12 protein-coding genes and 2 pseudogenes are annotated in these 15,787 nt (G+C 57.4%); 12 read left to right on the top strand and 2 right to left on the bottom strand.

Annotated features, from left to right (window positions below; genetic code table 11):
• Nucleotides 1-20: 20 nt before the first annotated feature.
• The 5 genes and pseudogenes from ACN1C3_RS16445 (at nt 21) to ACN1C3_RS16425 (ending at nt 6,173) form a co-directional block, all read left to right on the top strand.
• The gene (locus ACN1C3_RS16445) at nt 21-1,049 is read left to right on the top strand and encodes an alpha/beta hydrolase fold domain-containing protein (protein WP_419116827.1); all 1,029 of its coding nucleotides are present in this window, start codon (nt 21-23) and stop codon (nt 1,047-1,049) included.
• Between the two features lie 2 nt (nt 1,050-1,051).
• Nucleotides 1,052-1,135 (top strand): annotated as a pseudogene (locus ACN1C3_RS16440) (IS5/IS1182 family transposase); the annotation flags it as partial.
• A gap of 151 nt (nt 1,136-1,286) precedes the next feature.
• Nucleotides 1,287-2,975 carry an FAD-dependent oxidoreductase gene (locus ACN1C3_RS16435; RefSeq protein ID WP_419116826.1) on the top strand — a complete coding sequence of 563 codons (1,689 nt, stop codon included), beginning with the start codon at nt 1,287-1,289 and terminating at the stop codon, nt 2,973-2,975.
• A gap of 131 nt (nt 2,976-3,106) precedes the next feature.
• Nucleotides 3,107-5,299, top strand: a complete 2,193-nt coding sequence (locus tag ACN1C3_RS16430; protein ID WP_419116825.1) for a molybdopterin-containing oxidoreductase family protein — start codon at nt 3,107-3,109, stop codon at nt 5,297-5,299.
• 115 nt (nt 5,300-5,414) lie between these two features.
• A complete protein-coding gene (locus tag ACN1C3_RS16425) occupies nt 5,415-6,173 on the top strand; it encodes a glucose 1-dehydrogenase (RefSeq protein ID WP_419116824.1) in 759 nt (252 codons plus the stop codon).
• Nucleotides 6,174-6,504: 331 nt separating this feature from the next.
• On the opposite strand, the gene ACN1C3_RS16420 is transcribed toward ACN1C3_RS16425, so the two are convergent.
• Nucleotides 6,505-7,329: an SDR family oxidoreductase gene (locus tag ACN1C3_RS16420; protein WP_419116823.1), complete on the bottom strand. Its 825-nt coding sequence runs from the start codon at nt 7,327-7,329 to the stop codon at nt 6,505-6,507.
• A gap of 930 nt (nt 7,330-8,259) precedes the next feature.
• On the opposite strand from ACN1C3_RS16420, the gene ACN1C3_RS16415 reads away from it, so the two are divergent.
• The 5 genes from ACN1C3_RS16415 (at nt 8,260) to ACN1C3_RS16395 (ending at nt 12,908) form a co-directional block, all read left to right on the top strand.
• Nucleotides 8,260-9,681, top strand: a complete 1,422-nt coding sequence (locus ACN1C3_RS16415; RefSeq protein WP_419116822.1) for an aromatic ring-hydroxylating oxygenase subunit alpha — start codon at nt 8,260-8,262, stop codon at nt 9,679-9,681.
• Complete coding sequence (locus ACN1C3_RS16410; protein ID WP_419116821.1) at nt 9,678-10,211, top strand: aromatic-ring-hydroxylating dioxygenase subunit beta; 534 nt, start codon at nt 9,678-9,680, stop codon at nt 10,209-10,211. The genes ACN1C3_RS16415 and ACN1C3_RS16410 overlap by 4 nt, the downstream gene beginning before the upstream one ends.
• A gap of 183 nt (nt 10,212-10,394) precedes the next feature.
• Nucleotides 10,395-11,504, top strand: coding sequence for a M24 family metallopeptidase (locus ACN1C3_RS16405; RefSeq protein ID WP_419116820.1), 1,110 nt, complete (start codon nt 10,395-10,397; stop codon nt 11,502-11,504).
• Nucleotides 11,501-12,316 carry an SDR family NAD(P)-dependent oxidoreductase gene (locus tag ACN1C3_RS16400; protein WP_419116819.1) on the top strand — a complete coding sequence of 272 codons (816 nt, stop codon included), beginning with the start codon at nt 11,501-11,503 and terminating at the stop codon, nt 12,314-12,316. Before ACN1C3_RS16405 ends, ACN1C3_RS16400 begins: the two co-directional genes overlap by 4 nt.
• Nucleotides 12,317-12,329: 13 nt before the next feature.
• Complete coding sequence (locus ACN1C3_RS16395; protein ID WP_419116818.1) at nt 12,330-12,908, top strand: cysteine hydrolase family protein; 579 nt, start codon at nt 12,330-12,332, stop codon at nt 12,906-12,908.
• Between the two features lie 161 nt (nt 12,909-13,069).
• Here ACN1C3_RS16395 and ACN1C3_RS16390 read toward each other — a convergent pair.
• Nucleotides 13,070-13,287 (bottom strand): annotated as a pseudogene (locus ACN1C3_RS16390) (IS3 family transposase); the annotation flags it as partial.
• Between the two features lie 111 nt (nt 13,288-13,398).
• Here ACN1C3_RS16390 and ACN1C3_RS16385 point away from each other — a divergent pair.
• Nucleotides 13,399-14,199, top strand: coding sequence for an SDR family NAD(P)-dependent oxidoreductase (locus ACN1C3_RS16385; RefSeq protein WP_419116817.1), 801 nt, complete (start codon nt 13,399-13,401; stop codon nt 14,197-14,199).
• 138 nt (nt 14,200-14,337) lie between these two features.
• Nucleotides 14,338-15,516 carry a Rieske 2Fe-2S domain-containing protein gene (locus ACN1C3_RS16380; RefSeq protein WP_419116816.1) on the top strand — a complete coding sequence of 393 codons (1,179 nt, stop codon included), beginning with the start codon at nt 14,338-14,340 and terminating at the stop codon, nt 15,514-15,516.
• The last annotated feature ends 271 nt before the right edge of the window (nt 15,517-15,787 follow it).

Below are 15,787 nucleotides of genomic sequence, written 5' to 3'. Positions count from 1 at the left end.
CTATACAAAGGAGTTAGGCTGTGTCGCTGTCCCATCAACGCGCGTCGATTCAGGTGCCCGCTAAGGCGATTCCTGTTCCATCCACTGTGAGTCCGGAGGCACAGGCGTTCCTGGCGCTTCCCCAGCCGCTGCCGAGAGCGTGGCCCGCGGATCTTTCCGACAAGGAGGCGTTGGCCAGGACGTTTGAAGGATGGGCGGCGGAGATCGAGTCGTCGGAGCCGGTGCTCAAGCAAATGTCCGCGGCGATATTCGGCACTGTGGTGCAGGACTGTGGCGCGACAACGGTGGAGCACGTCATGCTTGGTGACGTTTCGGTGTATATCGCCACACCTGAGGGCGTCACTGACGATGACCCTCGCACACTCCTGGCGATCCACGGCGCCTGGGTCTTTGGTACAGGCGAGTTCTCGAGGCTCGGCGCCCTCTATATGGCTGCAGCGCATGGGGTGCGCACTTGGGTCATCGATTACCGAATGCCGCCGCTCCATCCGTACCCGGTTCCACTGAACGACTGCATCGCCGCGTACACCGCGATGCTCGAAAAATACGGGGCCGAGAACGTCGCCATCAGCGGCACATCTGGGGGTGGCAACCTCGGGCTCGCATTGTTGCTGCGGGCCCGCGACGAGGGGATCCCGATGCCGGTAGCAGCCATCATCAATACTCCCTACGCGGACATGACCCACGCAGGAGATTCCTACCAGACCCTCGCCGGCATTGACATCACGTACGCGCCAGCCGACCTGGACGTGGTCCGTCGGGTCTACCTCAATGGACACGACCTGCTCGACCCGTATGTTTCGCCCGTCTACGGCAACTACACTGCAGATTTCCCTCCTGTGATGCTTACCACAGGCACGCGCGACTTCCTGCTGTCAGAGACATGTCGAGTGCACCGCCGCCTGCTTGCGGCAGGCGTCGAGGCTGAGCTCCATTGCTGGGAGGGCGCACAGCACCTGCACTTCGGAAGTATTGCGCCCGAGGACTTCGAGCGTGCTGCCGCGGCCAAGCGCTTCCTGGATGTTCGCTGGGATAAGGGGCGCGGCTGACATGGACCTTGGCAGTGCCTTTCATCCCGCCGGCCAGGCGGCGGACGACGGACAGTCGCGAGGTTGTGAATGCACTGCTGTACATGGGTTGGAAGGATCGCAAGGCAATCGCCGCGATGTGGCGGCGCCATTGGACGTCGTCATGCCGTTTTATGCCTTTTCCGCCGAGGTGGGGGAAATGATCTACACCCAATGCCATAGAAAAAATGACACGCTCAATAACGAGGAGAATCAAAAGTGCCCCATGTGATTACGCAAAACTGCTGTAACGATGCGGCATGCGTACCTGTTTGCCCGGTTGGGTGTATTCACCCGGCCCCTGATGAGGCCGACTACGCCTCGGCCGAAATGCTCTATATAGATCCCGACATCTGTATCGATTGCGGCGCTTGTTCAGAAGCGTGCCCCGTCGGCGCGATTGCCCTGGATATCGATATCCAGGGATCGATGACGCCGTTCATCAAGATCAATGCTGATTTCTACAAGACCGTTGGCACTCTGTCCCAAGTGCATCCGTCGCGCTGGACGCAAGGCAGATCCGACGCCAGAGAATCAACAGCGAAGCCTCAGCTCAAGGTGGCCGTCGTCGGCGCGGGTCCTGCCGGCTATTATGCAGCTAGCGAGCTCCTCAGACAGGCGGACGTGCCGGTGTCCGTCGACATGTTCGATCGGCTGTGCACGCCCGGCGGTCTGGTCCGTTTCGGCGTCGCGCCCGACCACCAGCATACCAAGAACGTCCAGCACGGCTTCGCCCGCACGATGGCTGATCCGCGCGTGCGCAGCTTCTTTAACGTCGAGGTAGGCCGCGACATTTCGCATGAGGAACTGGTGGCGCGCTATCACGCCGTCATCTATGCCTATGGCGCGATGCAGGGCAAGCAGCTCGGCCTTGTCGGCGAAAATCTTACCAACAGCGTTGCGGCTGCTGAATTCGTGGCCTGGTACAACGGGCATCCGGATTTTGCCAACCGCGCCTTCGACTTGTCCGGCCACCGCGCCGTGGTTCTTGGTAACGGAAATGTGGCGCTAGACGTTGCGCGCGTCCTGGTGGCAGATCCGTCAAGACTGGCAAAGACCGACATCGCAGATCATGCCCTCGCTGCACTGCGCGAATCCAATATCCGCGAAGTCGTCGTCGTCGCGCGCCGGGGGGCCGCCGACGCGGCCTTTACCGCAGCGGAACTGATCGGGCTGAGCTGCCTTGAAGAGCTCGACGTCGTAGTCGATGCCGCGGAGATTTCGGACCCGTCGCACGGGGTAGAGGCCTTCGCACCCGCGACTCAATTCGCCCGCGATCTCAAGATCAGCCTGTTGCGGGATCTGGCTGCGAAAGTTGCGACCAAGGATCGCAGAATCGTGCTGAAGTTTCTTGCCGCCCCCGCCCAGATCGAGGGCGCGGAGGCGGTTACCGGTGTCCGCTTGATTCGCAACGAGCACGTCCTCGGTCAAAATAACGAGGTAGTGATTCGTCATACAGACCAGGTTGAACGGCTTGAGTGTAGCCTGGTGCTGCGCGCAGTCGGCTATCGTGGCAGCCCCATCGCAGGTGTGCCGTTCGACGAATCGCGCGGGGTCGTTCCCAATATCGAAGGTCGGGTGCTGGAATCGCGTGAAGGCGCCCCGGTACCTGGCCTCTACGTGACCGGCTGGATCAAGCGCGGCCCTTCGGGCGTGATCGGTACTAATAAACAATGCGCCAGCCAGACCGTCATGCGTCTGCTCGAAGATTTTGCGGGCGGGCAGCTCTCGATTGCGTGCGAGGAAGAAGTGAGTCGATTGCTTCCCGACGCTATCGGGGCCGAGGGTGCACGGGCGATCGATACGCATGAGATCGCCTCTGGCTCCGCCAAGGGACGGCCGCGGGTAAAACTTGTAGACCGGTCACAACTCCTCGAAATCGCGGGCGCGCCAGAGTATGACGCTTGAACTTGGTTTCAAAGATGACCGCGAGCGCTCGGCGTTCGAGATGGAGAATCTTTTGTGATCAGCAGGTTACAGAAGCGTAAATTAACTTTATAGATTGTGAATAAAAAGAACTGGAGAGGTACAGCCACGTCATGGTTACCCAAAAGAGCTTCTGTCGATTGTGTCACTCGCACTGCGCAACCGAAGTCGATGTCGTCGATGGCAAACTCGTCGCCGTGCGAGGCAATCACGAGGATCCGATTTCCGGCGGGTACACCTGCGTAAAGGGACGGCAGGGCGTTGCGCACGCCTATCATCCGGATCGCCTCACGTCTTCGATGAAGCGCGGCAAGGATGGCAGCTACACTCCGATTTCCTCGCAAGTCGCGCTCGACGAGATCCATGAGTCGCTGGCCCGTATCTTGGACAAATATGGCCCCCGTTCCATAGCCACCTACAACGGGGCCCATGGCTTCAGCATTTGCGGCGCGTGGGACAGCGCGCACGCCTTTCATGCCGCGATAGGATCTCCGTCTTATTATTCATCGGCGACCGTGGACCAGCCGGCGAAGTTCGGCATCGCTCCGTCCCGCACCGGGATATGGGAGGCGGGGCTACAGGAATTCGCCGGCTCCGACGTGGGAATGTACTTCGGAAACAACCCGTTGGTGTCGCACTATACCGGTGAATATGGCGGCATCCCGCCCTTCAGCCCAGCGCGGCGGCTGAACGACAGCAGGGCTAACGGGTTCAAGCTCATCGTCGTTGACCCCCGTCGTACTGAGCTTGCCCGAAGAGCCGACATTTTCCTGCAGATAAGGCCGGGCGAGGATCCGACCCTGTTGTGCGGACTGCTGCGGATAATCTTCAAGGAAGGGCTGCAGGATCACGAGTTCTGCGCGCGTTATGTGAGCGGACTCGACGAATTGCAGAGCCTAGTCGAAGACTTCACGCTTGACTATGTCGAGCGCCGGACGCTGGTTCCGCGCGACCTCATTCTTGAGGCGGCAAGGGTATTTGCCAGCGGTCCGCGCGGTATCGCGTTAGCGGGCACCGGCCCCAATATGTCGCCGAGGGCGCCGCTCGCCGAGCACCTCATCACCTGCCTCAATGCGGTGTGCGGCAGATATAAGCGTGAGGGCGAAGTGGTGCACAACGTCAGTGTCCTGTACGGCGCGTCACCTCGTCGCGCACAGGTGATTCCGGCCTGGGACGCCAGCAGGGGCAACCCGCCAAGCCGCGTGCGCGGTATAAAGCCGTTTGCCATCCACATCGCGGCACCCAATGTCGAATTTCCCTCATCAATCCTGGCGGATGAAATCCTGACCCCCGGCGAGGGTCAGATCCGGGCGTTGATCTCCGTCGCCGGCAATCCGCTCCTGGCATTGCCCGATCAGGCGAAGATGCGTCGTGCCCTGTCGGATCTCGACCTGTTCGTGCAGATCGACATCAACATGTCGGCGTCGGCGCGGCTCGCTGATTATGTTATTGGTGCCAAGGTCGGGTACGAGCGCGCTGAAGTGGACGGCTCGAACAGCGGTGTGATGCCTGCGCCCTATGCCTCCTACACGCCTGCGATCATCGAACCCAGGGGCGATCTGATCGAGGAATGGGAGTTCTTCTGGGAAATATTGCATCGAATGGGTCTTCCGTTGACCCTTCCGGGACGTGGTGCGCTTCCGATGGATCGCAAGCCGACCAAGGACGAGGTGCTCGATGCGCTTTATCCGAACACGAGAGTTCCTCTCGACGTATTGAGGGCCTCACCGGGTGGCAAAATCTTCGAAGAGTTTTATGAAAAGGTGCTTCCGGCTGACCCGGACAATGATGCGCGGCTGAACTTGGCACCTTCGCCGATTCCGGAGGAGATTAGGCAAGTTCGCTCCGAAGCGAATCCGGGGGTGGGCGGCGGCTACGGCGAGGATGCCGCGGCATACTCGCATCGGCTGATCTCACGACGCCTCGCCAACGCGTATAACTCGGCGCTACGGGAGCTTCCCGGGCTGCAAAAAGGCCGCGCGCCTAACCACGCGCTGCTCAATCCAGCAGATATGGAATTACTTGGTCTCCAGTCGGGCGACCTGATCGAAATTGAATCGGCCTTGTCAAGCATGCCGGCGGTGGTGCACGGAACCGATGACGTCGCGCCGGGCGTGATTAGCCTCGCTCATGGCTGGGGAGACACCCCGGAGGCGGACGACCGCGTCCGCGAGCAGGGTAGCAGCGTCAATCGAATCATCGACGCGGAGCGATCGTTTGATCCCTGGACCGGGATGGGCATGCAGAGCGCTGTGCCTGTGAATGTACGTAAACACTCTGGCAGTACTGCAACATCTGAACATTAAGAGATGTGTTCGCCGCATCCCTATAAGCAATGAACGACGTTACAACTCCTCAAGCACTCAGTTTACGGGTGCCGAGGGCCAAACACTGATCACTCTGGATTAAAGGATAAACATCATGAGTTTCGACTTTTCAGGCAAGGTTGTTCTGATCACCGGCGGGGGCACCGGCATTGGCCGTGCAACCGCTCAGGCCTTTGCCAAGGCCGGCGCAAATGTCGTGATCGCCGACCGTGATGAGAAAGAAGGCATGGAAACACTTGCCCTTATCGGGGGCGAAGAGAGGGGGCGGTTTGTCAAAGCCGATGTCACGCGACTTGACGACATGGAAGCGGCTGTAAAATCCGTGTTGGCCGTCTATGGCCGCCTGGACATCGCTTTCAATAACGCGGGCATCCCAGCCGACAGCACACCTTTGGCGGAGGTCGAACCAAAGAATTGGGAGCGCATCTTATCCATCGATCTCACAGGCGTTTACCACTCCATGAAGGCCGAGATACCTGCCATGGTTGCTCAAGGCGGCGGTGTTATCGTCAATACCGCATCCGTCACCGGAATTGTTGGGGTTCCATCGATAGCCCCATACGTGGCGGCTAAACACGGAGTGGTGGGGCTCACCAAGTCGGCTGCGCTTGATTATGCCAAAGTGGGGGTTCGCATTAATGCGGTGCTGCCAGGCCCCGTCGATACGGAGCTTATGCGGAATAACAACGCGAAGTATCCCGAGATGGCGACGTTGATAGAAAATAGTGTACCCATGGGTCGCTATGCGCAGGTTGAAGAAATAGCCGATGCGGTTCTGTTTCTCTCTTCCGATATGGCGACCTATATCACGGGACATTCACTGGTTGTTGATGGAGGAATGACTGTTCAGTAAAACAAGTTTTAGTTCGGTTGAGGTGCACGCTCGACTATTGTCCTCGCAGCAGCTTTGGATATCGCTAATGCATATAACTCTGCGCTGCGGGAGCTTTTTCGGGCTGTAAAAAGCTCGCGCGCTGAACCACCCGTTGCTCAATTCAGCGGGTGCGGAATCGATTGGTCTTCAGTTGGGCGACCTGATCGAAATTGAAACGGCATTGTCATGCATGGTCCCTACGTGGAGCGAGAGGCGCATGCACCGCTATTGAAGATGCCGTCTCAGGCAATCACTCTGATAGTGCCGAGAGAAGATACTGCTCCCTCTGGATCACCGGGCCGAAAGAGCACTAAAAGGCAAAATGGTGTCGGCCGCCATCAACCGCGATCCATTCGCCTGTAAGGTACCCCGCGTACTGCGACGCCAAAAACGCGACGACGCCGCCAATCTCTTCAGGCTTGCCAGCGCGGCGCATCGGCACATTGGCCGCGCCTTGCCCACCCTTAATTCCTGGAACGTCCTTGCCCGCAAGCCAGTCGAGCCCCTGCTCGGGCGTTATCTTCATCTTATTGGTAATGTAATTCATCAGCGTTGGTGTAATTGTCAGGCCCGGCGCGACTGTATTGACGGTCACGCCGTCGGCAGCGACCTCATGCGCCAGCACGCGCATGAACGCGACGGTCGAGGGTCGCACACTATTGCCGACGATTGACGGGTGGGAAAGCTGCGGCTCCTTGCCATTTGTCGATCCGATGTGGATGAACCGGCCCCACTTGCGCTCACGCATGGTTGGGACGGTCGCGCGCGCGAGGTAGACGGTCGACATCGTGTAGTTGCGGAACGCCTCTTCATACGATTCGTCGCTGACGTCATCGAAGCCGCCGAGCGTCGAGTCGTGCCCCATACTAACGACGATATCAGGCATTCCGAACTCTGCCTCCAGTGCCGCCACAGCCGCCCTGGTCCCATCGCGAGTGGAAAGATCGGCGGAAAAACCCATTGCCTTTCCACCTGCATTGCGGATCGCGTTCACCGTTTCATCGATATCGGCCTGACCCCGCGCCATCACGCCGACGAGGCAACCAGCCTGTGCCAGCAATTCAGCCGACGCGCGGCCCATGCCCTTGCTACCGCCTGCCACGAATGCAACCCTACCGGCTATTCCAAGATCCATGTTTCTGTTCCTTTGGCTAAAAAGTATTCACGCGTTATCCATTGTGTGCGCACGCCCAAAGAGGCGGTCACAAGTGGTCTATGTCGATACTACGAAACGATCATGGAGATGACGCGGCACGTCCATTATTAGGTCGATTCCGGCTGTTGATGGCCTTTGACTCCAGTAGTAAATCGATTTCGGTTATGCCGCCATTACCCGAGATCGCATATAAGAATTGATGCTCGGATATCGATACCTATAGCCAGCCCCCACATATTTACATCCATCCGTAACAGGGAGGACGATAACGAAACCGCATGAGCGGCTGACTTCCTTACACGCAGCGACAGACGCCAGGATTTCACTGCTTGGTTGAAAGAGCCGGCGGCCGATACCTGTCCTTCGCATGCGTGGTGTAGCTAGAGCGAGCTTTGTCCGACGATTAAATTCTGGTGGCGGAAATGGCCCAGAGTCATGCGGGCCAACCCGCCCCCGCAGGGCATCTTGTGAACGATCGCGAATCGTTTGCCGGATTCATCGCAATTCATCAATAAGGTATGAGGCGCCTACTGTCTGTGACGCCTGCAGTTACCGCTCTCCATTGTTGAGTGGCGGGAAGTACGGAGGTGGCTGCCGAGCAAAGGTGCTTCGACCGATCCACTTTTGGAGAGGATCGCGCTGCACGGCGCCATAGACGTTTCCAGCATCGAAGTCGGAACTGCGCTATTGGGTGGCAAGCGGAACCACAAGACGAAACAAATGCTCGCTATCCGTAATCCTTTTGTATGCGAGAAATTGACCGGATAGTCTAAGTTGTGAGTGCTGTACGGTTCCGCCATTGGTACGAGTTACCCCGTCTGACAATTGACGATGCATATGCGGTCTCGCTGATCGTCTTGCCAGGGAGCTTCCGACCGCAGCGAAAAGCAGGGCGTGTATCGACTAGTATTGGCAAAAAATGTCAACCGGAATTTAGAGGTATTTGATATGAGGCTAGGCGCACAGGATGGTTCGCTCATCAATCGACACGCGTATTTCGATGAGTCGGTGTTTGAGCGGGAGTTGGGAGCGATTTTCAATCCGTCCTGGCAATTCGTCGGGCACGAGAGCGAGATCTCTCAACCGGGTGAGTACGTTACACGCAAGATTATGCGCGATGAAGTGATTGTGGCTCGCTCTGAGAATGGCGAGATTCATGTGATGCTCAATAGCTGCCGGCACCGTGGTGTAAAGCTATGCTCTGCCGATGGTGGGAAGGCGACAAACTTTCAGTGTGCATATCATGGCTGGACGTACGCCACCGACGGCCGCTTGCGCGGAGTGCCGGAGTCGCCGACGCTTCACCCGAGCGGGATCGACCGATCCAAGTTGGGGCTGCACAAAGCACGTGTAGAAGTCTTCAACGGATTGATTTTTGCAACGTTTAATAACGATGCTGCGCCACTGCTCGATGTCTTCGGCGACATGAGCTGGTACCTCGATACCGTCTTTAAGAAGACCGAATACGAAGCCTATGGTCCGCCGGTGCGGTTCATCGGAGACTTCAATTGGAAGAGCGGGGCCGAGAACTGGTGCGGTGACCCTTACCATGGGGACGTGACGCACCATACAGGCTACGTCGCTGGCGTTTCATACCTTGATGACATGCAAAAACACGTCACCGACATGCAGGCGATGGGCGCAGTTGTAACGAATGAGCAGGACGCTTCGGGCGAGACTGTATTTGTGTTTACGGCCGATGGGGGCCATGCCGGATTGCATTTCCGCATTCCGGCCGAGTTTGACCGACCTGTTTTTCCGGGGCTGGAAAAGCATCTGTGGACTGAGATTGAACAGAACGCTTCTCCTGATCTCGTTGCGGGCGCCGATCGGCGGATAGTCTGTGTATCCACTACATTCCCGAACTTTTCGGTGGTTGAGCAATTGATCACTAACGTCGGCGACGATGAGTTCCCGGCAGTGAGTGTGGTCAACGTGCGTGTGTGGCTGCCACTCTCTGCTACCCAGACGGAAGTGTGGAGTTGGTTGATTGTGCCGAAGCGGGCCACGCCTGCTTGGAAACGTGCATCCCAGCGCGCTTTCGCCAGAACCTTCAACGTGGGGGGCGTGTTCGAGGTGGATGATTCTCATAACTGGAACACAACAGCCCAAGCGAACCGTGGCAGTGTCGGCATGGCTCTGGACAATAACTATACGGCTTTGCCTGAGGAGCCGACGCCCAGCAGCGTATTCCGCGGCAAGGTTTACCGTGGCCCCCTGCACGATGTGAACTTCCGGTCACTTTATTCAACGTGGGTTGAGCGTATGGAAGCCAAGCCCGAGCCCGTCACGCTCGTAGGTTTCAAAACAGAGGGGGCATGTGAATTATGATGGGCGAGCGCGTTACTACTTCCGTCGATTACGAAACCAGAGCCCAGATCGAGAACTTTATCGCCGAGGAGGCGGCGCTTCTCGATGCTCGTCAGATCGCCGAGTGGCTGGATCTGACCACCGACGACTTCACCTACAAAATTCCCACGACGCAGACCACCGATTCGGTGGAAAAGACCCCTTGGAACGAGGAGTTTCTCATTATCGATGAGGACAAGCTGTCGATCGCCAAGCTCTGGACGCCCCGCTACTCAGGCGATCTTGCCAAGTTTGCCTGGGGGGAAAATCCACCGCAGCGCACCCGTAGGTTCGTATCGACAATCCGCATCCGGCCGCTCGATAGCCAGTCGTACGAAGTGCACGCGAATGTGCTGCTCAGTTTCACCCGCGAGGCTGAACCGAGCATCCTGATGCCTACGGGTCGGCGGGACGTCCTTCGCCGAGTGGGTGACACACTGAAGCTTGCCAGTCGGGTGGTTTTTATCGACCAGCGAGTTCTCACGACCGGCAACCTTCGCCTCATTATCTGATTCCTAGCCTGCAGCTGGCACGTCATTTTCTGTGATGTGCCGGCGCAATAAGGATACTGACTAATGTCAGCAACAGAAGTTTTAGACAATGCAACAACCCGTCGACCACCAGCGAGAACCCCAGTTCTGACGCGAGTGTCTCAGGGTGAGCTGAATCGCCGATGGGGTGTGGTGCGAGCCGCAATGCAGCGCGAAGGCGTTGACGTTTTACTCGCTCAATCGGGCAACGATTTCACGGGGGGATATGTCAAATATCTGGCCGATGCTCAGCCGTTCGGCGGGTTCAATGTAACTGTGGTGTTCACTCGGGACCGCGGAACGACTGCCATTACCAGTGGCAAATCCGACGATCTCGACATGTCCGCCGACGTCGATGGACCATGGCGTGGCGTGGATCGTCTCCTGACTGCCCCCAGTTTTTCAGCGGCAGGATGGTCTGCACCGAATGAGCAACGCAATATCATCAAGGCGTTAGCTGGCTTCGGCTCCGCGACTGTTGGACTGCTGGGGACGCAGCAAATTTCCATGTCGACGATGGATGCGATTCGAGAGGCCTACCCGGCGATGCGCTTCGTCGATGCATCCAATTTCGTTGACGCAATCAAGTCGATCAAGTCGCCGGAAGAGCAATCACTGCTGCGCCTCACATGCCAACAGCAGGACGAAGCAATGCTCGCCGTGATTAACGAAATACGTCCGGGAATGTTGGACCGTGATGTGACGATCCTTCTGCAGGAGATATCCGGTTCGCTCGGAAGCACACAGGGGTTGTACGTTGCTGCGTCTGGAAATCGTGACAGCCTTGCACTCCCCAAGCTTTTGCCAGATCAGCGCCGGCGAATCGGCGAGGGCGATATGGTTCACGTATTCATAGAGTCCAACGGGCCGTCCGGGCTTTACGCTCACTTGACCCGAACGGTGGTGCTGGGCAAGACGCCATCGGAACTCAGCGACGAGCTGAAGTTTGCGCTTCGTGCGCAGGCCTTCACCGTCGATCGATTGCGTCCGGGGGCGAGGCCAGTCGACATACTTCGTGAATACAATGAATTTTTGCGCGAAAACGGACGTCCCGAGGAACACCGAGTGCACTGCCACGGTCAGGGGTTCGACATTGCGGAACGGCCATTCATCACGCCCGAGGAGACCATGACAATCCAGGCCGGGATGTACTTGGCCTGTCACCCGCTCTATGTGCACCGTGGATATTTCAACTGGGTCTGCAGCAATTTCCTAATTACCGATGATGGAGCAGAACAACTTCATCAGTTACCCGTGGAGATCTACGAGCGATGAAAACGACTGATTTTACGCGCCCCAGCCGACTGGAAGGAAAGCGAGTGCTCGTCACCGGTGGAGCGAGCGGCATTGGGCGGGCAATAGTACAACTTGCCGTCGAGAGCGGCGCGCGCGTGGCGGTCGTCGATTACGACATCGAGGCGGCCAAAGCCTTGGTGGCCGAGATCGGCTCGGCCGCCGTGGCGATCCAGGCCGACATTGGATATGTCGAGCAGATCAACTCCGCGGTCGATCAAGCTGTTCGCGAACTCGGTGGTATCGACGTTCTCGTGAATGTGGCGGGCGTCCAGGACCGAATGGAACCGGTCGACGCCGTGACGCCTGAACTCTGGGATCGGGTGTTCGCCATCAACGTTCGCGGTACTGCGTTCATGATTCAACGAGTGATGCGCGAGTTTCTTCCACGCAGCGAAGGCGTCATCGTGAATATCTCGTCAACCGCCAGCCTGCTCGGTGGTGGTGGCGGCGCAGCCTACACGGCTTCAAAAGGCGCACTTGCGAGCCTCACTCGCCAGGTAGCTTGGGAGCTGGCAGGCACGGGTATCCGAATCAACGCATTGGCCCCAGGAGCCACCGCCACCAACATACTCGCTAATACCGCGCGCGTCATTGGGGCGGATAGCGGATCGGAACGAGCTCGTGCGAACCTCGAGAGGGCGATTGGCGAGTTTGACGACAAGAAGATTTTGCTGGGGCGGGCCGCGGACCCACGTGAGATTGCCCAGGCTGCGATCTTCCTTGCATCCGACGAGTCGAGTTACCTGCATGGCACCCAGATCGTCGTTGATGGCGGCCTGTCAATCCACTGAACCAGGAGCACTTATGACGAACACCAACACCGCGCACCGAACTGCCCTTATTGTTGGCCACGCGCAGCAACCGATAACCCTGATGCCGGATGATCCCAAAGACTATTTGAAAAGGCTCGCGGACTGCATCGCGGCGGCGAGGGCGGCCAATGTGCCGGTAATCTACGCCCAGCTCAGCTTCAGCGAGGGCTACCCGGAGCTACTGGAATCGAGCGTTACCAAGGGCATAATCGCTCCGCCAGCTCTTTTCCTCGAGTCGAAATCAGACGCTATCGACCCGGCCGTAGAGCCCCAGGCTGGGGACATCGTAGTGCCATGTTCCAGGATCAGTGCTTTCGCCTATTCCAAGCTCGAGCCCATTCTTAGAGCGCTCGGGGTAGAGACTCTCGCATTAGCCGGAATTTCCACCGGCGGGGTTATTCTCGGCACGCTCGTGGATGCGCGGAACCGAGACTTCGGCGTCGTTGTTCTCGAGGACCTCTGCTATCAGCCAGGAGAAGCGCAGAACAGTCTGCTGGCAGCATTCCGCGACCCGTGGCACGCGACGGTCTGCAATAGCAAGCACTGGCTGGAAGGGTTGGCCGCAAGTTAAGCAGATGAGGTCAATGGCCGGCGCGCTGCCCCGTCCAGCGGTGTATGAACCGCCCCGGGTTTCGCGCCGGCTGTTGCTTCGAGTCAGACGCAACGGTGGGTGCTGGCTGACTAGCTATGTGTTTCCCATTCAAGGGCCTCTACGCTTTTTCATACGCCCCCCTTGTGGATCAACTCGGCCTTTAAGAGCCCATTGATGGTCCCCGCCATCACGTTGTCGTAGCCATCGCCTGTATCGCCAAATGATGGCTGATATCCGCTTCACCCTACCGCTGGACGTAGCGAATCGACAGGCATTGCGAGCCCCTATCGCTGTGATGAACCAGTCAATGATTCTCAGGCTGACGCCTGTGAAGCGTCTGTTCAAGCACATCCACAACAATTTTCTTGAATTATTCGGATCAGCTTCCACCGCAGCCGGCTGTGATGACTTCCATGCGTAGTCACGTGTGCGGTACTTCTAGACCATCAAGCAAAGTAGGAGAGACTGAATGAATCTGCAATTAGAGGGTAAGCGCGCGCTCGTAACGGGAGCCAGTTCGGGCATTGGTGCGAGTATCGCCGAGCATTTGGCTGCCGAAGGCGCCAAGGTAATCGTGCACGGGCGAAACGAGGAAAGGGCGCGAGCCATTGTCACCAGAATTCGAAACGCCGGTGGGGAGGCCGAGATAGCACTTGGCGACTTGTGTACCGACGAAGGCGCCGTCGCTGTCAGTACCAATGCTAACGCTCACTGGGGAGGCATTGACATCCTTGTAAATAATGCCGGCGGTCCGTCTCAGCCGGGCGCAACATGGAGCGACGCCACCATGGATGATTGGCAGCGGACTTATGATCTGAATGTTTTTTCCACAGTGCGCATGATTCAGCTGTGTCTAACCGGCATGAAGCAGCAAAAATGGGGCCGGATCATCCAGATATCCAGTATGGCTACATTCAAACCCGAAGCGAATATACCGGATTATTCCAGCATGAAAGCTTGCTTGCCGGTGCTGTCGGTCAGTTTGGCAAAGGAATTGACCGGGACCGGAATCACGGTGAATTGCCTTGCTGCGGGACTGGTCGTTACAAGGGTTCTACATGATTATTTTATGGCACTGCCGGAGAACAGCAGGAAGACGTGGGAGGAAGTCGAGCCAGGCATTGCATCGGACTGGGGCAGCTTGGTTGGGCGACTCGGCACACCAGCGGACATCGCTTCCTTGGTCACGTTTTTAGCCAGTCCGTTGGCCGGTTACATCAATGGAACAAATGTCCTCATCGATGGGGGCATGGCCGGAATCAACCGTTGATACTCAGTTCTATGGGTCAAGCATGGACGCTCGCGCGCATTTGTGAAGCCTTGACCTCCATTAGTAAGCAACTGGTCTCGACGATCTAACACCGGGCCATTAGCTTATCTAACGTCAAATATTTCAGAGGTGAGGCGCATGAGTACCCCAATTTTGCCTTCGGGCCAGAGCCAAACAACATCTCCATCACCGCGCCGAGACTATATAGCGACGGATTATGTGATCAAGGCTGCGCCCCCCCCGGATCGTTATGCTCGCGGATGGCATGTAATCGGCCTGGTTAAGCAGTTTCAGGATGGCGTTCCCCACGAGCTGGAGATTTTCGGCACGAAGCTTGTGGTGTTCGCAGGCGAGGACGGAAACTTGAACGTTCTCGATGGCTACTGCCCACACATGGGGGCATCGTTGGGTAAGGGCAAAATCATTGGTAATAGTGTGTCTTGCGCTTTCCATGGTTGGGAGTGGGGGGGGAATGGGCGCTGCTCCAACATTCCATTTTCAACGCGTATTCCGCCTCGGGCCAAGATCAAGTCATGGCCGACCATGATCGCGAGCGATCAGTTGTTTGTTTATAACGATCCCGAGGGAAATCCACCTCCGCCAGAGCACGCGATTCCGAGCATCGAGGCCTATGATGCCGGTGAGTGCACTCCCTGGCATTGGGAAACGGAGCTCATGCCAACCAACTGCCGTGAGCTGATTGATAACAATGCCGACAACACGCATTTTTATTACGTTCACGGTTGGATGGTGCGCAAATTCAAGAATATCTTCGAAGGCCACACCTCCTCGCAAATCGCAGTCTATGACGCACGTAAGGACCGCGCTCTGGGCGAAGGCGACGGTGTCAAGAACGAGGATGGCTTCGGTATGGAGAGCTCGGCCACCTATTACGGCCCTGCCTACATGATCAATAAACAGATCGCCAATTACAAAGGCCATGAAATTGAGTGTTGGTTGATCAATGCTCATTATCCGGTTACGCCCGAAAGCTTCGTACTGAACGTTGGTGTGACGGCGCGAAAAGTGCCTGGTTTGCCTGAGGAAGCGGCGCTTGAGATCGCGGCCGAATACGCCAAAGCCTTCCGTAATGCGTTTTTTCAGGATGTCGAGATCTGGCGCAACAAGACGCGCATCGATAATCCTCTACTGTCCGAGCACGATGGTCCGATTTATCAGCTGCGACGCTGGTACGAGCAGTTCTATGTCGATGTCAAGGACGTGCAACCAGACATGGTCGAGCGGTTCGAGTTGGAAGTGGACATGACGCAGCCCATGAAATATTGGGAGTCCGAGCAAGCAAAGGTGCACGAATAGTAGGTCGTTCTACATCAAACGTTTGCCGTAAATGGCACGGCGGGAACTGTTGCTGTTACCGTAGCGAATGAAGTGTTTTTACGATGGATACTTCAACGCAACGATGCAACGTTGTGTGTTGGTTTCTCAACACTTCCCGCCACTCTTTCCCGGTTTGAACGCCGCGGTGGTGAATGCCGCAGGTCTCCGCCGCTGATGATGGACAGCTGCGCTAGCCCACGAGAACGCGGTTTTCCTGGTAACCGCACGGCGGACATCGGTAGCATCAGGT

It is taken from the genome of Pseudomonas sp. H11T01 (genome assembly GCF_048515765.1).
GTDB lineage: Bacteria > Pseudomonadota > Gammaproteobacteria > Pseudomonadales > Pseudomonadaceae > Aquipseudomonas.
This window is presented reverse-complemented; position numbering and strand designations above follow the sequence as displayed.